Here is a 22,208-nt window from a genome sequence, read left to right as displayed (position 1 = left end):
TTTTATAATCCAATTCTTTTAATATCAACTAAGTCTTCTACCAGAATGCTAACACTTTTCTTTCTCGGGCTTATAGAATGAATTATTAGCGTTCCGTCTTTAAGATTCAAAAAATAACCCTTGTATGACCTGTCAATTGTAAGGAACTCATATTTGACCTTCGCAACTGATGCTGGGACAAGTTTAAGATGTTTGATTTTTTCCTCAAGACTATATTCATTAAATGATTTCTTTTTGTTGGTATCCATCTTTTCGGCCTCTGGTACTTTTTCTTCCTCAAGTGATATTTCCTGTGGATCGGCTTCTTTTTGTACCATATCCGTTGTTAAATTATTTTCATTTAACATTTCATTTTGTTTTGTGCTGTACTTGTAAACAAAATTCTCCTGCATTTCTGGTTGTGGGATTTCAATATTTGGTTGACGAATGTAAAACAAGGGTATTTGCTTGCGACTGCGTTTCCTCCCCATAGATTGCACCTCCATAACTCCACTCACCTTATATTTATGCGTTAGCCTAGGATAGGTGACGAAATGGAAAAATAGCCTCTATTTTTATTTTAAAAATGGTAAGGGATTAAAGATTTATTTTCCAAAAATAAAAAGCCCGCTAAGATTCGCAGGCTTTCGTCTTATAGAATATGGAATCCAGAATCGACGTGGATATTTTCACCGGTGATTCCGCGTGACATGTCACTGAACAAGAATAGCGCTGTATCGCCGACTTCTTCAGGAGTTGTATTCCTGCGCAGCGGAGCTCTTTCTTCAATATCTTTCAGGATTAAATTAAAATCGCTGACACCCTTCGCTGAAAGGGTTCTGATCGGGCCTGCAGAAATCGAGTTCACACGAATATTGTGCTTTCCTAAATCTGCTGCAAGGTAACGGACGCTTGCGTCAAGAGAAGCCTTTGCTACACCCATGACATTGTAGTTAGGAATTGCGCGTTCTCCGCCTAAGTATGTCAGAGTTACGATGCTTCCACCCTCAGCCATCAGCTCCTTCGCTTCTTTAGCAACAGCTGTAAGAGAATATGCACTGATATTATGGGCAAGCAGGAAGCCATCACGAGTAACATTCATATAGTCGCCTTGCAGTTCTTCTTTATTGGCGAATGCAATACAGTGGGCAACTCCGTAAATAGACCCTGCTGCTTCCTTAATTTCTTTAAAGCATTTAGCGACATCTTCGTCACTTGTAACGTCGCATGGTAAAACTAAATAGTTTTTATCAAGTGATTCCGAAAGTTCACGGACACTTTTCTCTAGACGCTCACCGGCATATGTGAAAATTAAATTCGCCCCGGCATTGTGGAGAGATTGAGCAATACCCCAGGCGATGCTTCTTTTATTGGCTACACCCATTACTACATATGTTTTACCGTTTAATGAAAGAGTCATTTTTAAAATATCCCCCTGTTAATACAAGTTATTAGTACCTAGTGCTAATTCTACACTATATCGTTTGATTTGAAAAGGAAAACCCGCCTTTTTTAGACGGGTTTAATCGTTAGCACCAAAAACAGAACTCAAGTTCACGTTTCAGTTCATCTACATATTCCTTTGATCCAGTGACAATCAAGCGGTCATTGAGCCTCAATTCCGTGTCCCCATGAGGAACGATTGATTCATTTTCCCGGAGGATACGGACGAAAATGACATCCCCGGTGAATGGGAAACGCCTGATGCTCATACCATCAAAGTGATCATTAAGCATGCGGATTTCGTGCAATGAGTTTTCCTGATTCGTAAGGATCGTCATGACTCCAGGTGATTCAATCATTGCGCGTAGCAGTGACTCGGTCGAGCGGAGAACGGAGAATACCTCAATACCTTCTTCTTGTACCTTCTCCGCAAGATCCGGGCTTTCAATCCTTGCGATAACACGTTCAATTCCTTTCTCCTTAGCACTGACTGCAATCGTAGCATTGAGGTCGGCATCACCAGTCGAAATCACGATAATATCCGCATCATAAACTTTATCTCTCTCTAATGTTTCGATCTCATAATTTTCGACCTCGATGATTTCAAAAACAGAATCGGCAATTTGCTTTTCCGCTTTTTCCTGTTTTGTGTGATACAGGACTGGCTCATATAATGAAGATTTTAAATCACGTGATACAGGAAGTGTCATTTGATTGGCACCAATGAATGCCACCTTAAGCTTTTTCTCCTCTGCTTTAGCTGCTGGGAAAAGTTTTTTGAACATTATAGGTGTAATTACACTTGATATAACGGCCACTAAAATCAAGGTTCCACTCATCTGGGGAGTGATCATTTCCATTCTTTCACCTATCGTTGCTGCAGCAATGACCAACGACAATGTTGACGTGAGAAGAAACCCTGCTGCAAAAACAGTCTTGTTATCATACCATCTTTTTAATAAGTATACGGGAATCATTTTTGAAATAAATAATGCCACAAGCAATAATGGTATCAGCAATAAGAGCTTCTTCTCGCTGAACAAAGACCATAGGTCCAGTTCTACACCTACCATTACGAAGAAAATCGGGATTAGGAAGCCGTAGCCGAATGAATCGAGCTTGTGTACCATTTCCTGGTCAGGTGCCAGCAATGAGACTAACACCCCAGCAAGGAACGCTCCCAGGATATTTTCGGCACCGACAGTTTCCGAAATCGCCACAAGCAGGATAATCAGCGCGAATACAGCCCTCGTACCGATTTGGGTAGTCCCGGTGGATAAAGCATTGATAAAAGTGCGGTTCTTGAAAAATTTTCCGATAAAATATAATGCGACCCCAGCACCGAAAAGTACAAGAAGCAGCCAAGTGTTTCCACCGCCTGTATCATAAAGAGAGACAAAGACGGCAAGCAAAATCATTGTAGCCAAATCGGCAATAACAGCCACTAAGAGAATGATTTGACCAATATTCGTTTTCATCAAATGTGCGTCCTTCAACGTCGGCACAACAACTCCAAGAGAAATCGTGGAAATGATCAGCGTCATCAGGAATACATTTTCAATGAAGCCTGCAAGTACAAATAAATATGAAAGACCTAGCGAAGCGATGAAGATTCCCACAAAAATAATGGATGAGATGACAAAGGTGTTTGGTTCCTTTTTTCCATTTGCCAACACTTTATTCTTCTTCCCGCCTGAAAATGCAGTAAAATCGATTTCCAAACCACTGAGAAACATCAGGAAGAGGAATCCCAATGTCGAAAGCGTCCCAAGCCATGCATCCTCATGAACGATGTTGAATCCGCTTTTCCCGATGACCAGTCCCATAATGATTTCTGCCACGACAACTGGTATGAAGCTAAGTTTTAAACGGTGAAGCAAAATAGGTGTTAAAAATGCAACGATGATGACGATTACGAGAGAGGTAATCGAAGCATGCTGTTCCATCCTCAGCCCTCCTTTTTTGGTAAGTTCATATTTGTTATTTAGTAAGATAACTCATAAAAGCAGTAGCGATTCCGAAGTAAATCAAAATGCTGATGATATCATTTATAGTCGTAATGAATGGACCTGATGCTACGGCAGGGTCGATTTTCAGCCGGTGCATAAGCAAAGGTACTAAAGACCCTGCCAAAGTTGCTATAATCAAGGTGATAAAAATAGATATGCCAACAAGCGCTCCAAGGAAAAGGTCGCCCTGCCAAAAGTAAACGACAAAGGTAATCAAAATTCCACAAATCGATCCAGTGATCAGGCCGGTACCAGCCTCCCTCAAAATAATATTCCACTTGCTCTCTTTTTCAAGGTCACCGGTAGCAATCCCCCTGACTGCAACCGCCAGCGCTTGAGTGCCAGAGTTTCCTGCCATTCCTGCAATCAAAGGAATGAATACCGCCAATATGGCAACTTTATTAAGTGTCTCCTCAAACCTGCCTATCAGGCTTGCCGTAAACATTCCAAGAAAAAGCAGGATAATCAGCCAGGGCAAGCGTTTTTTAGCTGCTGAAAAAGGATTACGATCCATGGTATCCAAATCCGCAATACCTGCCAGTTTGGAATAGTCATCAGAAGCTTCTTCTTCCATGACATCGATGATATCATCAACTGTAATGATACCTAAAAGGTGATTTTGAAAGTCAACAACGGGCAGCGCCAGGAAATTATAATCCCTCATCATACGCGCAACTTCTTCCTGGTCTTCTCCAACAGATACTGAAACTACACGGTCATTCATTATTTCCAAAATCATCGTGTCGTCATCGGCAACAATAAGATCTCGCAAGGAAATGACTCCAGCCAGGCGCTTCTCTTCATCAATGACGAAAATATAATAAATCGTTTCCGCCCTCGGCGCTTCTTTTTTAAGGATATACATCGCCGACCTGACAGTCTGGTTAGCGGAAATCGCGATGAATTCTGTCGTCATGATACTGCCGGCTGTGTATTCTTCATAGTGAAGCAAATCCTTGATTTCCTGTGCTGCTTCTTCATCCATGATCGTCAAATAACTGGCGACCTGTTCTTTATCCAGTTCATTAAGGACATCAACTGCATCATCTGCATACATATTTGAAAGCATGTCAGCCGCATAAGTAGGGTTCATCTGGGCCAGCACATCTTTAAAGTTTTCTTCATCAGCTTCTAAATTCTCAAATAGTTCGGCCATTTCTTCAGGCGAAAGAAAATTATATACCTTCGCACGAGTCTCATCATCAAGCTCACCGAAAAATGCAGCCTGGTTGTACGGGTGCAATTCTAAAAATTCAGCCCGGAAATCATCAATTTTTTCAGAGTAAAGTGCTTCCATTAGCAACCCTATGTTGATTTGCTGCTTTGATGCTGATTCTTGCCGTTCCTCAGCCATCCACCTTACCCCCTTTCTCCTTCGATACATTCCATTATACTAGCATTTCTTGTTTTCTTTGTCTTTTCTGGGCCCTTTTTATGAGTTCAAATTTGATACTATCTGGTCCAATTCAGGAATATCGTTCAAACAGAATATTGTCAGGGTCAACTAGGATAGTAAACCACCCATAGAAAATCCGTCTTGAAATCCAAATTAGTCTTTCTTTTAACATTCCCTTTCTTTTGATGTTTTTTGTAGAAAAAAATTGCTGAAAACTAAGCCAATTCATTTTTAAAATTCCAAAGAGGTGCCCTGGGAGGCGAAAAGGTGACCAAATCAGCCAGATTCCTTATCATGTATAAGAAAATTATACTTTTCTTTTTCCTGATCAGCGGGAAGAATAAAGTAAAATAAAGAGGAGGATCTATGCCATGAATTTAGATATTATCGGGGACATACATGGATGTTATGCCGAATTTCAACAACTCACTATTCAGTTAGGATATGACTGGGAGTCTGGCATCCCAATCCACCCGGAAGGCAGAATGCTGGCATTTGTCGGTGACCTTACAGATAGAGGCCCGGAATCGCTAAGGGTCGCCCAAATAGTCTGGGAACTAGTCATGAAAAGCAAAACGGGTTATTACGTTCCTGGAAATCACTGCAATAAGCTGTATCGTTACCTCCTTGGAAACAAGGTACAGACGACCCATGGACTTGAAACAACTGTAGCTGAATATTTATCACTGGACACTAAGCAGAAAAACATATTTCGCCAGAGTTTTCTTGAACTTTATGATTCCTCACCGTTATATCAGGTGCTTGACCATGGCCGTTTGATTATTGCCCATGCTGGCATCCGCGAAGATTACATAGGAAAAAACAATTCGAAGGTGAAAACTTTTGTTCTTTACGGAGATATAACTGGCCAGTCAAACCCTGACGGCACACCGGTCAGGCGTGACTGGGCCAAAAGTTATAATGGAAAAGCATTAATTGTTTATGGGCATACTCCCGTAAAGGAGCCAAGAGTCGTCAATAATACTTACAATATTGATACAGGGGTTGTATTCGGTTGGCGCCTTACAGCGCTAAAATATCCAGAGATGGAGTTGATGTCTGTACCTTCAACTATGCCCTATGTACCTGAAAAGTTTCGGGAGATAGATTAAATACCCCATATCAAAAAAAGCTAACCATTACGCTGAATGGTTAGCTTTTTGGCTTATTTACCAATAAACATTTGTGTCCAGTAGTTTCCTGAACCAGTATGCCCAACGCCAATATGGGTGAAATTAGGGCTTAAAATATTCTTTCTATGTCCTTCACTGTTCATCCATGCATTTACTACCTCTTCGGCACTTTGCTGACCCATCGCGATGTTTTCACCTGCTGATTGGTAAGTTACTCCGAAATCCCTCATCATATCGAACGGAGAACCATATGTTGGGCTAGTATGTGAAAAATAATTTTTCGCTTGCATGTCATTCGACTTTTCCTGAGCTACATTGCTTAAAGCTGTATCTGGCTGAAGGTTTTGCAAACCATTTTTTCTGCGCTGCTCATTTGTTAAGTCGATCACTCTTGATTCAAATGCACTAAGCTCTGTGCCGCTTGGCGTTGCCTTCTGCTCAGGTGCTGGCGCTGCTTCCTCAGTAGGTGCTGGGGCTGGGGCTGCTTCCTGCTCAGGTGTCGGCGCTGTTGGAGCAGGTGCAGTTCCCTGATTTGGTGCTGGGGCTGCTTGTTCTGGTGCTGGTGCTTCTCCCAGGTCAGGTGTCGGAGCTGTTCCTTGCTCAGGTGCAGGTGCCGCTCCTTCAGGTGCTGTTATAGGGAATTGGTTTCTCAACCGTTCTTGTGTGTCACGTTGTGCCCTCTGCCAATCTTCGTAAGTAAGTCTTCCCTGTCGGTTCATTTCTGTATGAGGAAATTTAGAACTAGGGATGCCAGTGCTGTAAGAGTTAGGATCAATTGTCAGGAAGCCATCTGGCGTTTGCAAGATTTCGCTTGTTCCATTTCCTCTGTTTTGTCCAGACCTTTTAATCGCACTCGTTTCGCTTCTTCCGTTTTGTTCCTTCAATCTTTTTGTATCATTGTCCAAATAACTTGTTCGGTCCTTGCCGAGTGTAGTCATCCTGTTGTCTCTCAAATCCAGCGCTTCATCATTATTGTTATTACATGCTGCGAGCCCTAGGAGCATAACTGCTGATACTGCAATCAATTTTCCGTGTTTATATATGTCCAATGGATATTTCCTCCTCGTTTTTTCGTTTATTACTTCTTTATCATTTGAAGAAATTACGGAAATATAAAATGAAATATCTGTGAAAAACTTGGAAGGAATTGCATGAACAAAAAGCGCAAGTGCCTCGTTCAGCCCCGACAAGCGCTGGAGGGCCAACCGGTGAAGTCGTTCTTTGACTTCACCTGAGCGAACCGAAATCGAAATGTGTAGCCGACTGCCCAGAAACGCAGAAACTGGAGACTCCGACAAAGAAGCACTTTTTGCTTTTGCCGGCGGAGTTGAAGTTTCGGAGTTTCTAGGAGGCGACACTAGACAATTCGAAAAGCGGAGGCAACTGTTCAACTCCGACAAGCGCTGGAGGGCCTGACAGTGAAGTCGTTCTTTGACTTCATTGGCAGGACCGAAATCGAAATGTATAGCCGACTGCCCAGAAACGCAGAAACTGGAGACTCCACCAAAGAAGCGCTTTTTGCTTCTGCGGGGGGAGTTGAAGTTTCGGAGTTTCTAGGAGGCGACACTAGACAAGCGTCTCGAGGAGTTAGGAGCCGCAGCTGGACAAGCGACTCGAGGGACTAGGCGCTGGAGCTGGATTAAGAATACTACCTGTAGTTATCCACAACTATAATTTTATAATTTCCTACACATCAAAAAAGGCAAATCCGCTTTTGGGATTTGCCTGGAATTATTTTGCTAGTACTTCAATCATATCGACCGGCAGGTTTGCCGAGAATTGCATTTCCTTTTGTAAAAAGGGATGAAAGAACTTGATTTCTCTGCAGTGCAAAGCCTGTCTGGAAATTTCACCCCTGTATCCTCCATATAAAGTATCTCCTAGCAGCGGATGGCCTATGAGGGCCATATGAACCCGTATTTGATGGGTCCTTCCTGTCAAAAGCTTAAGCTTAATATGCGTAAAACCTTCGAGTCGCTGGAGAACCTCATATAAAGTGCAGGCATATTGCCCAGCTGGGTTTACTTCCCGTTCAATGATGCTGTCACTTTTTCTCGCAATTGGTTCTTCGACCTTGCCATGATCAAGTTCAATATTGCCTTCAGCAAAGGCTTCATAAGTCCGCTTTACCCCGCCTGCTCGCTGTTGTTTGCTGAACAAATGATGGATATGGCTATGCTTCGCTATCAGTACGAGTCCGGAAGTATCCCTATCAAGCCTGGTTACAATATGGGTAGTTGCAGATAATCCACTGCGTTCGTAGTAGCCTATCAGCCCGTTGGCCAGACTGCCGGCTGGATGCTCGCGTGATGGAATCGTATTCATTCCTGCTGGCTTATTAATAACAAGAATATATTCATCCTCATAGACAAGCGACAGAGGTATTTCCTCTCCCTTCATCCCAGCAGACGGAACCTCAGAAGGAAAGGCAACGCTGACACGGTCACCGCATTTGATAATATACCTTACATTCACTTCCTGACCATTCACAGAAATGAAACCGCCATTAAACTTAATGTCAGTCAGCGCGGATTTGGAGATTTCTTTGTCTCTGATGAACTCCTTTAGCATTTTCCCATGGTCAACAGCCTCAGCTGTGAATTCCAATGTAAAGTTTTTCGCCATATTAGCGGCTCCTGTCTTAATTGTTTCTCTGTGTTTGGGTTTACAAGTTCAAGATCATCTATTGGGACATTTTGATGTCATTAAATCTCTGATAAGTCCATTAAGGTCTTCTTTTTGGACATTTTGATGCCACTCACCTTCCGAAATGTCCAATAAATCCCTCTTCTTGGACATTTTGATGCCGTTCACCTTCCGAAATGTCCATTAAAACCCTCTTCTTGGACATTTTGATGCCGTTCACCTTCCGAAATGTCCATTAAAACCCTCTTCTTGGACATTTTGATGCCGTTCACCTTCCGATATGTCCAATAAATCCCTCTTCTTGGACATTTTGATGCCGTTCACCTTCTGATATGTCCATTAAGTCCCTCTTCTTGGACATTTCGATGCGGTTCACCTTCCGATATGTCCATTAAGTCCCTCTTCTTGGACATTTCGATGCGGTTCACCCTCCGAAATGTCCATTAAAACCCTCTTCTTGGACATTTTGATGCCGTTCACCTTCCGAAATGTCCATTAAGTCCCTCTTCTTGGACCTTTTAATGCCGTCACCTTCAGAAATGTCCAATAAATCCCGTATTTTTGACATTTCGATGGTATCCATCGTCTCAAATGTCCTTTAAAACCATTCTTGGACGCTTTGATGGCTTTCAACCTACAAAATGTCATTAATGATTCCCTAGCTGCAACTCGTTATGTTCTTGAACCGTTTTCAAAGGTGCACACTCAATCGCTGTCAGAAATAAATGAATCATGAACCCGTTTCCAGAATGGGAACGGCCTGAATCGCGCAAAGCGGATTTTTTCATCTGCCACTCTGAACTGAATGGATTTTACGTCTTTATGCAAAAGCGTCAGGTGGTCAACTGTCACCTGGAAGTCCGGCCTGTTGACTGGTTTTAATGTACAAGTATGATGGTCCGGGAGGATTAATGGAGAGCCAACTGTCCTGAACACCCGGTTATTAATAGAAGCCATTTCAGCGACCTGAATGGCCCTTAACGATGGGTGAAGGATTGCTCCTCCCAACGCTTTGTTGTATGCAGTGCTTCCTGATGGAGTGGATACACACAAACCATCGCCGCGGAAGCGTTCAAAATGCTGGCCCCTTATTTCAACATCCATGACCAGGGTGCCTTCAACGGATTTGACAGTGGATTCATTCAGGGCGAGATACCTGGTTTCCCTGCCGCCATGCTGGTATCTTATGATAACCTCGAGCAGAGGATATTCGATCACCTGGTAAGGTGTTTTTGCTATAGCGATGACAAGCTTTTCTATTTCCTCCGGAACCCAGTCAGCATAAAAGCCGAGATGGCCGGTATGTACTCCAATAAATGCTGTTTTATCGAGCCTGCTGCTATAACGATGGAAAGCATATAACAGCGTGCCGTCGCCGCCGACTGAAATACAAATATCTGGCTGGTCTTCATCATAGATAAGATCAAAATCCAATAAATAAGTCCTCATTTTATGCATCAATGTATTTGACCGGGAATCCCCTTTTGAAGTAATCGCGAATTTCATGAATTCAAACACCCCCGCATATCAGTGTTAAACTATTTCTTCCCATCCTGCTGCATCTCTTTTTTACGTGTGAAAAAAGCCTGGGCATCCTGAATCTCTCCTCTGATCGTAGACATTTCTTCATCGAGGCGGAACGCTGCCTCAGCTGCCCGCTGAAGCCTGATTTTAATATCCTCTGGGAAGAGCCCTTTGTACTTATAATTCAATGAATGTTCCACTGTTGCCCAGAAATTCATCGCAAGTGTACGGATCTGGATTTCAGCGAGGATATTCCTTTCTCCCCTGATTGTCTGGACCGGATAGCGGATTACGACATGATAGGAACGGTAGCCGCTCGCTTTCTTATGGGAGATGTAATTCCTCTCCTCGACAATCTCGAAATCGTTCCGGCTCCTCAATAATTCCACGACAGTTTTAATATCATCAACGAACTGGCACATGATTCTCAACCCGGCAATATCCTGCATCTCAGTTTCAAGCTTATCTAACGAAATTCCTTTTTGATGTGCTTTATCCAGGATGCTTGCAATTGGTTTTACCCTTCCTGTGACAAATTCAATCGGGGAATGGTCGGAATCAAGCTCGTATTGGCTTCTAATGCCTTTAAGCTTTACCTTTAGTTCTTCAACAGCGTGTTTATAAGGTTCTAAAAATTGATCCCAGTGTTTCACATCAGTCACCTCATCCGGTTCTATTCACGAAAGCCTAAGCCGAGGGTGTGGCAAAAACTTGTTCCACTTTCGCGACCATTTCCTCTCCGTAATTGCTATTACCAGTAATATTCGCAATCAAATATTCCATTTCTTCACGGAAGCCTTCAAGCTTAAGCTTGCTGCCATTGGCAGCCAAATAAGTATCCATCGCTGACTGCAGGCCTTTCTGAATAATGCTCCACATTCCCACAGGAATCGAGATATATTGATAGCCGCCTTCTCTATCTACAATATAAATAAAAGATAATTGATCAGAATCAACTAACATCTGGCCTGTTGCTGATATATCAGCAATTTCTATTTGTGAATCAGTGCTGAGCAACAACTCATTGTTTTCAATAATCGAATTGGTAATCATAATTCTTTGGCTCATTTTTTCAACCTCCATAATCTTTTTTATTTTATCATATCGAACCAATTTCTACTAAGGATTGAAGCAAAAGCTGTTTAACGAGATAATAAAGACAGTAAATCCTGAAAGGACGGTCATACCATGAGCCAGAACATAGAAATTGAATTTAAAAACATGCTGACTGAGGAAGAATTCCTTCGCCTCAAAACACATTTCCTAATAGATTCCGCCAATTTTAAAAAACAGATCAACCATTACTTCGATACTCCCTCTTTCTCGCTGAAGGACCATCACTCTGCATTGCGAATCAGGGAAAAAGGAACAGAGTTTGAAATGACTTTAAAGCAGCCTGCAGCTCAAGGTTTGCTAGAAACAAATCAACAGCTATCCGCTGCCCAGGCAGAAGAGATTCTATCAACCGGAAAGCTCCTTGACGGTGAAGTAAAAGAAGCTGTATGTAAATTGATCCATGATGCAGACGAATTGCATTACTTCGGATCCCTGACAACAGAACGCGCTGAGTTTGATTACAAGGGAGGGCTGCTTGTCCTGGACCATAGTTACTATTTAAATACAGAAGATTATGAGATAGAATATGAAGTAACCGATGAAACAGACGGATTCAGGATTTTCTCTGAAATGCTTGATGAATTAAAGATCCCAGTGAGAACGACCGATAATAAGATTAAAAGGTTCTACACTAAAAAATACAGTCTCTTAAAAGAGTAAAACCAGGCAGGAGATTTGATAATGAACGTTGACCAGTTAAAAGTCATGCTTGAATTGCAAGCCCTCCAAAATTTCACTAAACCGTCTGGACAATCTGGTAATAGCCCATTCCAGGAAATGCTATCCGGCCTGCTCTCTGAAAAAAGTGACACTTTGGGAGCAACTGCAACTCGCTTGGAAGACATATTCGGCAGTACGCAAACTGCCATGAAATCGTTTAATTTAAATACTATAGGTATCGGGCAAATGCTCCCTCCTATCCAGCTTACAAAGATGTCTGTGAAAAACACAGACTTTAATGAAATCGTTGATCAAGCCGCCGCAGCCTTCAACCTTCCTGCCAAGCTGATTAAATCAGTCATCCAAAAGGAATCCAATTTCAATCCGAATGCTGTCAGCCCGGCTGGAGCATCAGGCTTGATGCAATTGATGCCAGGCACTGCGAGGGGACTTGGCGTTAAAAATGTCTTTGACCCAGCGGAAAACATCTTCGCTGGAAGCAAATATTTGCGCCAAATGCTCGACAAGTACGACAACAACCTTGAGCTTGCTCTCGCCGCCTATAACGCGGGACCTGGAAACGTTGATAAATACGGCGGAATCCCGCCATTCAAAGAAACCCAAAAGTACGTACAAAAAGTAACCAATAGCTTTTATGGATGATATTCCCATCCCTTTTGGCCGTCTGCCTGTGGTAACAGACGGCCTTTTTGTGTACATTAGTAAAGCAGATAAACCATAATTACACGATTGCAAGGCTATTTGTTTGAGATATAAATTTAGCATTGCTACAATAAATATCATAACTATTAAGCAGAACGAAATTTTAAAATCTATTTTAAAGGAGTTATCAATATGGTTGAGAATAAGACCTTACCATTCGAAGCCATTGGCGAAGGAACACTTCACCGGCTGGTCGATGCTTTTTACCACCGTGTTGGAATGCATCCCGATCTTGCTCCTATATTCCCGGATGATCTTTCTGAAACTGCCCGCAAGCAAAAGCAGTTTTTGACACAATATTTAGGTGGGCCGCCTTTATACACTAGTGAACATGGGCACCCAATGCTCCGTGCAAGGCATCTGCCTTTTGAAGTCACACCGGCAAGGGCGAAAGCATGGCTTTCCTGTATGGTCGAGGCGATGGATGAGGTTGGCCTTGACGGGCCAATCAGGGAAGATTTCTACGCGCGGTTATACCTTACTGCACAGCATATGATCAATACTCCTGATGACGAAACCGGTGAGAGCACATGAAACTCAAAAGAGAAAACCTGTTGAGCTACGATCCATCAGAGTTTTGCCATGGAATGGATAAAAAGCCAATCGAAATCTATATGTTCGTTGATCCTCTTTGCCCGGAATGCTGGGCACTTGAGCCGATCATTAAAAAGCTCCACATCGAGTATGGTAAATATTTTTCCATCCGACATATCTTAAGCGGAAGACTTGCCACCCTGAATATGGGCAGAAAGAAACGATACGAATCGATTGCCGAGCTTTGGGAAAAAACAGCAAGCAGGACTGGAATGTCTTGTGACGGGAATCTGTGGTTCGAGAATCCGGTCTCATCGCCTTATTTAGCTTCTATCGCTATTAAATCCGCAGAGCTGCAAGGAAAAAAGAAAGGCATCAGATTCCTCCGCCAGCTGCAGGAAGTATTATTTTTAGAAAAGCAAAATGTCTCTAACTTTGAAGTGTTGAAGACATGCGCACGCAATGTCGGTCTTGACGTAGAAGAATTCGTGACAGACATTCACTCTGAAACAGCCGCTAAGGCATTTCAGTGTGACATGAAAATAACGAATGAAATGGATGTCCAGGAGATTCCGACACTCGTCTTTTTTAATGCGAATATCGAAGAGGAAGGCATCAAGATCACTGGACTATACCCTTATGAGGTGTATGTCCAAATCCTTGAAGAAATGCTGCAGAAAAAACCAGAACCAGCAAAGCCGCCCACACTCGAATTATTTATGAAGCAATACAAAATGGTCGCTTCAAAAGAAATTGCCGTCGTATATGACATGACCGTGGCACAGGCGGAAAAGGAAATGAAGAAATTGATGCTGAAGCAGCAGGTAGAACAAATCCCCGCTAAATATGGCATGTTTTGGAGATACCAAGAAGGATGACCGTGCAGAGTTGCACGGTTATTTTTTACGTTTCTCTTGTGCTTTTGGATTGCCGTGGCGTTGCCTTTAAATTATCCAATGCAACACGAAAAAAGCCTTGCAGCTCTCCAACTGCAAGGCTTTTCTCTATATTATACGAACAAAGGGGATGGGAGAAATTTTTCACGGTCAAACAAAGGGGTAAATGTTTGTTTGTGATCAACTTCACGACAATAATATATCATAACCCTATACCCTATCACAATACACTTGTGTGTTATTTCACAATATTGTCAAATACCATTCATGAAAAGTTAGACAACCGCATAAACATTAATTAAAGTAGTGATTTTTCGGAGGAATGCTTGATGGATAAACTAGTTTTTTCCCTTATGGCAATATTCATACTTTTTTCATTTATCCTTCACATTGGAGGCTTGATGCATATCGTCCCTTTGTATCTAACATCCCCTATCCTCTTTTTATCGTTATTTATTTTACTGATATATTTAAATAACCGGAAAAACTTTAAGGGATTTTAATTTCATCCAAATAAAACCGGCCGTATTTCCTGCGGCCGGTTCCGTCCTATTATGAAAGCAAAGCTTCCATTTCATTTAGTTTTTCTTCGAATACTTTTAGTGCTTCTTCGATTGGTGTTGAGCTTGTCATATCGACTCCGGCTTTTTTCAGGACTTCGATTGGATAATCGGAGCTTCCTGACTTGAGGAACTCAATATAGCGTTCAACTGCTGGCTGCCCTTCTTCAAGGATTTGTTTGCTCAGCGCAGTTGCCGCGCTGAAACCAGTGGCATATTGGTAGACGTAGTAATTGTAATAGAAATGCGGGATTCTTGACCATTCAAGACCGATTTCTTCATCAATTTCAATATCCTCTTCTCCAAAATACTTCTTATTTAACTCATAGTAATCCTTTGTCAGCGAATCTGCAGTCAATGCTTCATTATTCTGCGCTTTTTGGTGGATCATATGTTCAAATTCAGCAAACATTGTCTGCCTGAATACCGTTCCTCTAAAGCCTTCCAGATAATGATTCAGCAGATACAGTCTCTTCTGCTCATCATCAATCGTTTTAAGCATATAATCATTTAGCAAAGCTTCATTGCATGTAGATGCCACTTCGGCAACGAAGATTGAATAGCTGCCATATGGATATGGCTGTGTCTTCCTTGTATAATAGCTGTGTACGGAATGTCCGAATTCGTGAGCTAAAGTGAATAGGTTATTTACGTTGTCCTGCCAGTTCATGAGGATATATGGATTTGTGCCATACGCTCCTGAGGAATAGGCTCCGCTGCGCTTTCCTTTGTTCTCGTATACATCAACCCAACGATTTTCGAATCCTTCCTTTAGGACATTGGTGTACTCCTCACCCAGTGGCTCAAGACCCTTTAGAACATAATCCTTTGCTTCAGCATAAGGAATTTCCATCTTCACGTTTTTGACAAGCGGTGTGTATAGATCATACATATGAAGCTTATCAACACCTAAAACCTTACGGCGAAGCTTTATATATCTGTGAAGCAAATGCAGGTTGTCATTGACCGTATTAACTAGGTTTTCATAGACGCTTTCAGGAATGTTGTTCGCGGCAAGAGCAGCATGCCTTGCAGAGTCATATTTGCGGACTCTGGCATTGAAATTGTCTTTTTTGATATTTCCACTCAATGTGCTTGCGAAAGTATTTTTGAAGCCGCCATATGTTTTATAAACAGCCTTGAATGCATCCTCGCGAACCCTGCGATCCGCACTCTCAAGGAAACGGATGTAGCGGCCATGCGTAATTTCCACCTCTTCCCCATTCTCGTCCTTGATTGAAGGGAATTCAAGGTCTGCATTATTCAGCATGCCAAATGTATTTGAAGGTGAACTCATCACTTCTGACGCCTCTGCAAGAAGAGCTTCCTGTTCAGCAGAAAGGACATGAGGCCGTTGAAGGTTGATTTCCTCCAAGGCATGCTCATAAAGCTTAAGCTCTGCTTTTTCTTCTAAGAAACCCTTAATTTTGTCTTCATCAGCTGCAAGGATTTCAGGAACAATGTAGGCAAGTGCGCTTCCTGCCTGAGAGTATAAATTTTTGATACGGTCATCAAGTCCCTGGTAAAAGGAATTTGTCGTATCCTGGTCATATCGCATATGTGCATATGTATACAGCCTTCCCAAACGTTCGAGCAGTTTATCCTGCAATTGAAGGGCGTTGTATAACTGGTCTGCGTTTTTACCTAGCTTGCCCTGGAACTCCTGAACCCCTGGTAGCAGCCCCTTCACTTCATTGAACTCTTTTTCCCATGCTTCATCATTTGCAAAAATATCCTCAAGTCTCCACGTATCTTCGGTGGCTACTTCATTTCTTCCTGGCAACTTCTTTACTGCAGATTCATTCGACATCTTTATCCTCCTATCGACATTTCGGTATTCGAAAAACTTTTCTAACATCATTAATTCGCTAATGATTTCTAATTTCCCTCTTTCAAATAGAAAAAAGGAGTAAAGTTTTTCAATTTTCTATAAACCCACTTACTACTTAACTTCCTTATTTTACGCAGGAGATCAACTTTTCATGTTATTTGAAAAGGGCTTCTGTTATTTTACTTTGGTGCTTGCGTAAAAATTCTTCCTCTGCTTTAATTTGTTCCTCAATTGTTGAAGGAAAAATGATTTCCCTGTTTACTTTTACAGTACCTGAATTGATTCGTGACAAAAACGATACCTTCGTCAAAAGCAAGATATATTCAGCCAGAGGATAAAGGTAGTCTCTTTGTCCGGCCAAAGGCAAGTTTCTAAGCTTGATTTCCCCACGCTTCATTCGTTTATTAAATGAGTCCAGGACTCTGGCATACTTAACCAAATCACCTTTTTTATAATGGCGGAATACATCAAGGTAGAGAAACGATTGCCAGATGAATGAGGGGGTTTCAATGTAGGGACTCGAAAAAACTGGTAGTCCGATTTCTGATGGTAGTGTGAGAAGACTGAGACGGTTATGGTATAGTTCCTGAAGAAAAGGATTTTGGCGTGCCCCTGGGTACAATACGTATTGAGATTTCAATCTTTGATTTTCAGCTTGCCAGGCTTTAATAATAGGAAATTGTTTTTCAGCTGGGCTGAGCAGCTGGTTGAGCGAAATTTGATGTATTGGTTGGACTTCAAGATAGGTGAGGGTCTTTTGTGAGGAAATGGGAAAAACGCCGTGCAGATTGATGAATTGTCTTGAAATGGGACAAAACGCCGGTATATTCCAAGTATGGTGCGGCCTTCGAAGGAAGAGATAGAGGAAATTACTTACCGAAACAACATTTCTCCTGGTCCGTTTAATCAGGTTCGCTGCTGCAATCCAAATCGGTATATATCCGTTTTCGAGATATACTTTTGTTCTTTTGACAAAAAGCGGTTCTGGGATGGCAGAACATTGAAATTCAAGTGCATATTTTTGTCCTTTTAATTGAAATGTGATATCTGGCTTCTGCCTTATTTGCGGGTCAAATTTCTCAAGCTCCACATGGATTCCCTGTTTTTTCAGCCAACTATAGAGCTGGAGTTTTCCTGATAGATGGTATTCCGATTCGCGATCATATTCGTATTCGCACATACCGCCTGCCAAATGTGAAAAATGCCAAATCTTCTTGCTGCCAAGCTTCAAGATCACTTCTTCCTTACATACGGGACAATGGAACTTTTCCTTTGACCGGATCTCGATTAGCTCTTTTTTGTCCCATCGATCACCCAGCGACAATCTTTCTCCATTGTTTCTATTTGCTACAAGCACATTCGATGCGCCTCCTTTCGTAATATAAATTCGATTCAATATAGGCGAATACCTTTTTGATTCAGAAGGATTGAAAAAAAATCTTACATTGAGCTCGTCGTCACAGGAACCTCTTACTTTACCCGTACTCTCGTTATTTTCACTTTTACGGGCAAAGAACTTTGTGCCTTGAACAGAACATTCCCCGAAGAGTAGATTCTTGGCCTCAAAAAACCCGGACAATGTCCGGGCCTACAGCATCGGCGATAATAGCCTCGAAGTTGATTCAAGCAGTCTGTAGCCAATATGGCGTTTATTAAAATCAGCTATAACAATTTCCTTAGAATTCAGCAAATCATTTTCATATTCTTTTACGAGTTCTTCTGTACTCGTTGTTTTATACAGGAAAGCATTGACCTCAAAGTTGAGGTGAAAGCTTCTCATGTCCATATTGGATGTACCAATTGACGCCAGCTGGCCATCGACAATCACGATTTTGCTATGCATGAAGCCTTTTTCGTATTCATACACCTTCACGCCAGCCTCAAGCAGTTCCGGAAAGTAAGATCTCGATGCATAAAACACAATTTTTTTATCAGGACGCTGCGGGACAAGGAGCCTAACATCGAGGCCACTGAGAGCCGCGACTTTAATCGCAGTGAAAATATCTTCATCAGGGATGAAATATGGCGAGGCAATCCAAACGGATTTATCTGCGGATGAAATCATCGAGAAAAAGATGTTCTTAATGACGCTCCACTCATTGTCAGGGCCGCCTGCAATCATCTGGACACCACCATGTGTATTTTGTTCAAGTGCAGGTGAAAGATAGTCCGATGTCAAAAAGCTGCTGTTCGTCATGTAAAACCAATCCTGCAGAAAGATGAGCTGCAGGCTTCTCACTGCCTCACCCCTGGCCATTAAGTGAGTGTCACGCCAAAAACCAAACCCTTTGTCCCTGCCAAGATATTCATCTCCAATATTCAAACCGCCTACAAAACCTACAGATCCATCAATGACAATGATTTTCCGGTGGTTCCTGAAATTGAATTTGCTATTCAAGAAAGGAAGCCGGACTGGGCCAAATTCGACCATATCGACGCCAGCATTGATCAAATCTGCAACATATTTCTTTGAGAGCTGCCACGAGCCAACTGAATCATACAAGAATCGTACCTTCACGCCTTGTTTAGCTTTTTCAATCAGGACATCTTTGATCTCGTCGCCGATTTTGTCATTTCGGACAATGTAATATTCCATGTGGATGTGGTGCGTTGCTTTTTTCATTTCATCGAGGATATTGGTGAAAGTCTCATCACCATTAGTTAGCACCTTTGTACTTGTCGCGAATGAGATAGGACTGTTTCCAAGCTTTTGGGCAAGTGTGAACAATCGACGGTGATCCTCTTCCATCTCCTGCATCCTTGCTTCATTTGCCCTTTCGACATCGCCTTCAACTTTAAGAAATGCTTGTTTATCGAGAAAGTATTTTCTCCGGAACATTTTTTCCTTCCGATAATTGCGGCCGAATAGCAGATAAAATATGAAACCAACTACCGGGAATCCCCCAAGGACGACAATCCACGTCAAGGTCTGAGCGGGATGGCGGTTCTCCAGGAAAATAACGAAGCTAATAAAAATCACAGTCATTGACATGAAGATACTTATATATCCAAGATATGATGCATCAAGCTTTTCATAAAAAAGATAGTAAACCCCTGCAAGGAGCAAGAAAAATAATAAAACCCTAACAGTGTTTCTCATGGTATTCACCTGTATTCTCTCTCTGATTTCCATGCGGAACAAAAATACTGTATGTCCGCGAAGACTATAGATATATATACGTTTCTATTATAGGAATGGATTCATACAGATTATATCAAAAAAGCCGACTTCATCTCTGAAATCGGCCCCTTGTCAGGAAAAATGCTTTCTTAATACACTAAATACATCTTCTCCGACAATCTTATTACCGTATTCTTCAAGACGGTGAATCGTAATATTCGATTCAAGCCCGTATTCGAGAAGAACGCTTAGTATATTATCAATTTCCTCTTCATCCTCAAATTCTTGCTCAGGAAATTCAATGTATAAATAGTACTTGTCAGCAAGACTGTACAAGCTCGTTTTTATCTTATCGAGTCCCGGCCGTTTTGACAGAGCAATGACGTCTTCGAAATCTTTGAAGTGAAGCAAGAATTCAAGATCGTCTTCGAAGGCAGGCTCATCTTCCTGCGACCCTTTTGGATTAAACTGATGATCCAATAATTCTTCAATTCTTTCGTCGACAGGCAGGTCCTTTTTATCATTTGGAAGCGGCAATTCAAATTTAGGGCCTTCCTTAGATAGGTGGGCCTTCGTAACTAAAACTTCCAGACCTTTCTCAAGAGCCTGGACCTGGATCCATAGAGGGCCTTCCACAGTAAACTCTTCCTCGGCATGGACTTCATCCATCATCTCCCAGAACAGTTCCTCGCTGCGGTCGCGGTTATACCATATTTCTTCCCGGTCGAATCCACGCTCCTCAATATCCATATATGAAATATAAAACTTAACCGTATTTTCATTAATACGTTCGATTTCCATTCGCTTTCTCTCCCTTCCAGGCAAAGATTTGAAGGGACAAAATACCCCCAAAAAGCTGTTGGTCTTTATCTTTTACCCTTAATAAATAAGCCTAAATCACCTTGTTTTTATAAAGGGAAGGTAAATAGAAATAACAATCTTGTACTGTTATTTTATGTTATATTAAGCCAATTTGGAAACAAAATATACACCCATTTTTATAAAAGGCTAATGTGATCGTAAAATTAAAGTATTCTTTACATTTTATCAGAATTATGCTAGGAATTCAATTTTTCAGTTTGTCCTTTATTAACTGAATTCTGTTAATTTTCCTGTTGGTTTATGCCTTTTATAAACACTCCTGAATCTCCAATGAGGTTTGCCTTACAATAACAAAAAAAGCTCCCAAAAGGGAGCCTTGTATTAATTGACTAAACGCTGAGCTTCTCTCAGCTGGAATGTACGTACTTTACGCGGCAGGAATCGTCTGATTTCATCTTCATTATAACCAACCTGCAAACGCTTCTCATCGATGATGATCGGGCGGCGAAGCAAGCCTGGATTTTCCTTGATTAGTTCAAACAATTCCTGAAGAGGCATCGTCTCTAAATTAACATCGAGCTTCTGGAATGTTTTTGAACGGGTTGAGATGATTTCGTCCGTACCATCCTCCGTCATACGAAGAATTTCTTTTATTTCATCAATAGATAAAGGCTCTGAAAAAATGTTTCTTTCCGTATATGGAATCTCATGTTCTTCAAGCCATGACTTCGCTTTTCTGCAAGAGGTACAACTTGGTGAAGTGTATAAAGTGACCATTGGTAATTCACACTCCCTTAGATTTACTTATATATTATTCGCTTCCAATGAATGGCATTTTCCTAAATAATAATAAGTATAATTTTATAATTCATATAGATTATTATACACCAAGGATTCAAGAAAAGGTATCCCTTTTAAAAAATTATTCCGGGTAACTATGTAAGGATTTATTAGCCTATATATATATAACGAACTTAATTGAAAAAAGTTTCATTAAATTTATATTTTTTCATCACCCTTTGCATCCCATCTATATAAATATTCGTACAATTCTAGTTATTTTTGTCCGTTTGTTTAAGATTTTCATAATTTAATTATATTTACCCCTCTATACATATCTTAAACCTTTTGTTCTAAAATTTTTTTATTCTCAATTAAATTACTGGAAATGAAAACGCAGCCATGCATATAATACATGGCTGCGTTGATATTTAAAGATCCTGCAGCAAATCGTCACGCTTCTCTTCAAGCGTCAAGACTTCATCAACAGGCTGGTATGACTCTCCATAAAACTTTTCATCCTTATAAGTATGAATCAGATTGTACGTTTTTTTCATGGCTTCATAGACAAGCTCTTCCGGTGCATGGTCAGGAGCCCAAAAAAGAATTTCCATTTCATTGATTTCCTTTGTTGCCAGAGACCTTCTTCGGTATCCAATCGTCCGTGCATGTTCAAAGCCTTCCCGCTTGTAAAAGCGTAAACGCTTTTCCGAATCCGTATCTTCATAATTAATCGGTTCCACCTCAAGGATAATTGGCTTGCCTTTATCTTTCAGCTTTTCGATCATCTTATGTCCGAGTCCCTGACCGCGTGTATTCTTTGAAACAAAGAGGTAATCGATGAAGACAAAGTCATCTGTTTCGACATACATAAGGACATGTCCAGGGCCCTCATCCTTATGGTAAATTTCTGGACGTTCTTTTAAAAGTGTTTCCATGTGTTCCTTTGATTTCATTTCCTCAATGGGAAAATACTGATTTAATTTTTCATACCAATGCATTGCTTATCTCCTTTTCTACTTTATTCCATCCTGA

General features: G+C 41.4%; 22 protein-coding genes and 1 pseudogene. 7 read left to right on the top strand and 16 right to left on the bottom strand.

All coding sequences use genetic code 11. The annotated features are described in order from the left end of the window. Positions 1–2: 2 nt before the first annotated feature. From M3204_RS01550 to mgtE, 4 genes are all read right to left on the bottom strand, one after another. Positions 3–470, bottom strand: coding sequence for a CotO family spore coat protein (locus M3204_RS01550; protein WP_251477558.1), 468 nt, complete (start codon positions 468–470; stop codon positions 3–5). A gap of 161 nt (positions 471–631) precedes the next feature. Beyond that, on the bottom strand, positions 632–1,399 hold the full coding sequence (gene fabI, locus M3204_RS01545) for an enoyl-ACP reductase FabI (protein WP_251477555.1): 768 nt from the start codon (positions 1,397–1,399) through the stop codon (positions 632–634). Between the two features lie 109 nt (positions 1,400–1,508). Further along, entirely contained in the window at positions 1,509–3,368 is a 1,860-nt protein-coding gene (locus M3204_RS01540) for a monovalent cation:proton antiporter family protein (protein ID WP_251477552.1), read from the bottom strand. A 34-nt stretch (positions 3,369–3,402) separates the two neighbouring features. Beyond that, positions 3,403–4,728, bottom strand: coding sequence for a magnesium transporter (gene mgtE / locus M3204_RS01535; RefSeq protein WP_435367715.1), 1,326 nt, complete (start codon positions 4,726–4,728; stop codon positions 3,403–3,405). 470 nt (positions 4,729–5,198) lie between these two features. Between mgtE and prpE the strand changes: the two genes are divergently transcribed. Next, a complete protein-coding gene (gene prpE / locus M3204_RS01530; RefSeq protein WP_251477545.1) occupies positions 5,199–5,939 on the top strand; it encodes a bis(5'-nucleosyl)-tetraphosphatase PrpE in 741 nt (246 codons plus the stop codon). Between the two features lie 53 nt (positions 5,940–5,992). Here the strand turns inward: prpE and M3204_RS23975 are convergent. Beyond that, positions 5,993–6,463: pseudogene (locus M3204_RS23975) on the bottom strand (CAP domain-containing protein); the annotation flags it as partial. A gap of 718 nt (positions 6,464–7,181) precedes the next feature. Here M3204_RS23975 and M3204_RS01520 point away from each other — a divergent pair. Together M3204_RS01520 and M3204_RS01515 are read left to right on the top strand one after the other, a co-directional pair. After that, complete coding sequence (locus tag M3204_RS01520; RefSeq protein WP_251477538.1) at positions 7,182–7,376, top strand: hypothetical protein; 195 nt, start codon at positions 7,182–7,184, stop codon at positions 7,374–7,376. 2 nt (positions 7,377–7,378) lie between these two features. Beyond that, positions 7,379–7,585: a hypothetical protein gene (locus M3204_RS01515; protein ID WP_251477535.1), complete on the top strand. Its 207-nt coding sequence runs from the start codon at positions 7,379–7,381 to the stop codon at positions 7,583–7,585. 106 nt (positions 7,586–7,691) lie between these two features. Here the strand turns inward: M3204_RS01515 and M3204_RS01510 are convergent, their stop codons facing one another. The 5 genes from M3204_RS01510 to M3204_RS01490 all read right to left on the bottom strand — a co-directional run bounded on the left by M3204_RS01510 (position 7,692) and on the right by M3204_RS01490 (position 11,198). Then, complete coding sequence (locus tag M3204_RS01510) at positions 7,692–8,585, bottom strand: RluA family pseudouridine synthase (RefSeq protein WP_251477532.1); 894 nt, start codon at positions 8,583–8,585, stop codon at positions 7,692–7,694. A gap of 445 nt (positions 8,586–9,030) precedes the next feature. After that, complete coding sequence (locus tag M3204_RS01505) at positions 9,031–9,189, bottom strand: hypothetical protein (RefSeq protein ID WP_251477529.1); 159 nt, start codon at positions 9,187–9,189, stop codon at positions 9,031–9,033. A gap of 122 nt (positions 9,190–9,311) precedes the next feature. Then, complete coding sequence (locus tag M3204_RS01500) at positions 9,312–10,112, bottom strand: NAD kinase (RefSeq protein ID WP_251477526.1); 801 nt, start codon at positions 10,110–10,112, stop codon at positions 9,312–9,314. 32 nt (positions 10,113–10,144) lie between these two features. Further along, positions 10,145–10,783: a GTP pyrophosphokinase gene (locus M3204_RS01495; RefSeq protein ID WP_251477523.1), complete on the bottom strand. Its 639-nt coding sequence runs from the start codon at positions 10,781–10,783 to the stop codon at positions 10,145–10,147. A 34-nt stretch (positions 10,784–10,817) separates the two neighbouring features. Beyond that, a complete protein-coding gene (locus M3204_RS01490; protein WP_251477520.1) occupies positions 10,818–11,198 on the bottom strand; it encodes a hypothetical protein in 381 nt (126 codons plus the stop codon). Between the two features lie 120 nt (positions 11,199–11,318). On the opposite strand from M3204_RS01490, the gene M3204_RS01485 reads away from it, so the two are divergent. From M3204_RS01485 to M3204_RS01470, 4 genes are all read left to right on the top strand, one after another. Next, positions 11,319–11,906 carry a CYTH domain-containing protein gene (locus M3204_RS01485; protein ID WP_251477517.1) on the top strand — a complete coding sequence of 196 codons (588 nt, stop codon included), beginning with the start codon at positions 11,319–11,321 and terminating at the stop codon, positions 11,904–11,906. A gap of 21 nt (positions 11,907–11,927) precedes the next feature. After that, the gene (locus M3204_RS01480; RefSeq protein ID WP_251477514.1) at positions 11,928–12,569 is read left to right on the top strand and encodes a lytic transglycosylase domain-containing protein; all 642 of its coding nucleotides are present in this window, start codon (positions 11,928–11,930) and stop codon (positions 12,567–12,569) included. A 192-nt stretch (positions 12,570–12,761) separates the two neighbouring features. Further along, the gene (locus M3204_RS01475; protein ID WP_251477511.1) at positions 12,762–13,163 is read left to right on the top strand and encodes a globin; all 402 of its coding nucleotides are present in this window, start codon (positions 12,762–12,764) and stop codon (positions 13,161–13,163) included. Next, the gene (locus tag M3204_RS01470) at positions 13,160–14,041 is read left to right on the top strand and encodes a ClpXP adapter SpxH family protein (protein WP_251477508.1); all 882 of its coding nucleotides are present in this window, start codon (positions 13,160–13,162) and stop codon (positions 14,039–14,041) included. The genes M3204_RS01475 and M3204_RS01470 overlap by 4 nt, the downstream gene beginning before the upstream one ends. A gap of 570 nt (positions 14,042–14,611) precedes the next feature. Here the strand turns inward: M3204_RS01470 and pepF are convergent. The 6 genes from pepF to M3204_RS01440 form a co-directional block, all read right to left on the bottom strand. Continuing rightward, a complete protein-coding gene (gene pepF, locus M3204_RS01465) occupies positions 14,612–16,429 on the bottom strand; it encodes an oligoendopeptidase F (protein ID WP_251477505.1) in 1,818 nt (605 codons plus the stop codon). A gap of 175 nt (positions 16,430–16,604) precedes the next feature. Next, positions 16,605–17,807: a competence protein CoiA gene (locus tag M3204_RS01460; protein ID WP_251477502.1), complete on the bottom strand. Its 1,203-nt coding sequence runs from the start codon at positions 17,805–17,807 to the stop codon at positions 16,605–16,607. Between the two features lie 231 nt (positions 17,808–18,038). Continuing rightward, positions 18,039–19,550 (bottom strand): cardiolipin synthase, encoded by a 1,512-nt coding sequence (cls, locus tag M3204_RS01455; RefSeq protein WP_251477499.1) that lies wholly within the window; start codon positions 19,548–19,550, stop codon positions 18,039–18,041. A 153-nt stretch (positions 19,551–19,703) separates the two neighbouring features. Beyond that, on the bottom strand, positions 19,704–20,372 hold the full coding sequence (gene mecA, locus M3204_RS01450; RefSeq protein ID WP_251477496.1) for an adaptor protein MecA: 669 nt from the start codon (positions 20,370–20,372) through the stop codon (positions 19,704–19,706). A gap of 402 nt (positions 20,373–20,774) precedes the next feature. Further along, positions 20,775–21,170, bottom strand: a complete 396-nt coding sequence (gene spxA / locus M3204_RS01445) for a transcriptional regulator SpxA (RefSeq protein ID WP_207498861.1) — start codon at positions 21,168–21,170, stop codon at positions 20,775–20,777. A 434-nt stretch (positions 21,171–21,604) separates the two neighbouring features. Continuing rightward, on the bottom strand, positions 21,605–22,174 hold the full coding sequence (locus M3204_RS01440) for a GNAT family N-acetyltransferase (RefSeq protein ID WP_251477493.1): 570 nt from the start codon (positions 22,172–22,174) through the stop codon (positions 21,605–21,607). Positions 22,175–22,208 lie beyond the last annotated feature (34 nt).

It is taken from the genome of Mesobacillus subterraneus, assembly GCF_023715485.1.
GTDB lineage: Bacteria > Bacillota > Bacilli > Bacillales > Cytobacillaceae > Mesobacillus > Mesobacillus subterraneus_B.
This window is presented reverse-complemented; position numbering and strand designations above follow the sequence as displayed.

Bases quoted from the DNA above. Each gene is read 5' to 3' on its own strand.
- M3204_RS01485 (WP_251477517.1), top strand. From the start codon at position 11,319: ATGAGCCAGAACATAGAAATTGAATTTAAAAACATGCTGACTGAGGAA.
- mgtE (WP_435367715.1), bottom strand. From the start codon at position 4,728: ATGGAAGCACTTTACTCTGAAAAAATTGATGATTTCCGGGCTGAATTT.
- M3204_RS01475 (WP_251477511.1), top strand. From the start codon at position 12,762: ATGGTTGAGAATAAGACCTTACCATTCGAAGCCATTGGCGAAGGAACA.
- M3204_RS01490 (WP_251477520.1), bottom strand. From the start codon at position 11,198: ATGAGCCAAAGAATTATGATTACCAATTCGATTATTGAAAACAATGAG.
- M3204_RS01550 (WP_251477558.1), bottom strand. From the start codon at position 470: ATGGGGAGGAAACGCAGTCGCAAGCAAATACCCTTGTTTTACATTCGT.
- fabI (WP_251477555.1), bottom strand. From the start codon at position 1,399: ATGACTCTTTCATTAAACGGTAAAACATATGTAGTAATGGGTGTAGCC.
- M3204_RS01510 (WP_251477532.1), bottom strand. From the start codon at position 8,585: ATGGCGAAAAACTTTACATTGGAATTCACAGCTGAGGCTGTTGACCAT.
- cls (WP_251477499.1), bottom strand. From the start codon at position 19,550: ATGAGAAACACTGTTAGGGTTTTATTATTTTTCTTGCTCCTTGCAGGG.
- M3204_RS01540 (WP_251477552.1), bottom strand. From the start codon at position 3,368: ATGGAACAGCATGCTTCGATTACCTCTCTCGTAATCGTCATCATCGTT.
- prpE (WP_251477545.1), top strand. From the start codon at position 5,199: ATGAATTTAGATATTATCGGGGACATACATGGATGTTATGCCGAATTT.
- spxA (WP_207498861.1), bottom strand. From the start codon at position 21,170: ATGGTCACTTTATACACTTCACCAAGTTGTACCTCTTGCAGAAAAGCG.
- pepF (WP_251477505.1), bottom strand. From the start codon at position 16,429: ATGTCGAATGAATCTGCAGTAAAGAAGTTGCCAGGAAGAAATGAAGTA.
- M3204_RS01480 (WP_251477514.1), top strand. From the start codon at position 11,928: ATGAACGTTGACCAGTTAAAAGTCATGCTTGAATTGCAAGCCCTCCAA.
- M3204_RS01470 (WP_251477508.1), top strand. From the start codon at position 13,160: ATGAAACTCAAAAGAGAAAACCTGTTGAGCTACGATCCATCAGAGTTT.
- mecA (WP_251477496.1), bottom strand. From the start codon at position 20,372: ATGGAAATCGAACGTATTAATGAAAATACGGTTAAGTTTTATATTTCA.
- M3204_RS01500 (WP_251477526.1), bottom strand. From the start codon at position 10,112: ATGAAATTCGCGATTACTTCAAAAGGGGATTCCCGGTCAAATACATTG.
- M3204_RS01505 (WP_251477529.1), bottom strand. From the start codon at position 9,189: ATGGATACCATCGAAATGTCAAAAATACGGGATTTATTGGACATTTCT.
- M3204_RS01440 (WP_251477493.1), bottom strand. From the start codon at position 22,174: ATGCATTGGTATGAAAAATTAAATCAGTATTTTCCCATTGAGGAAATG.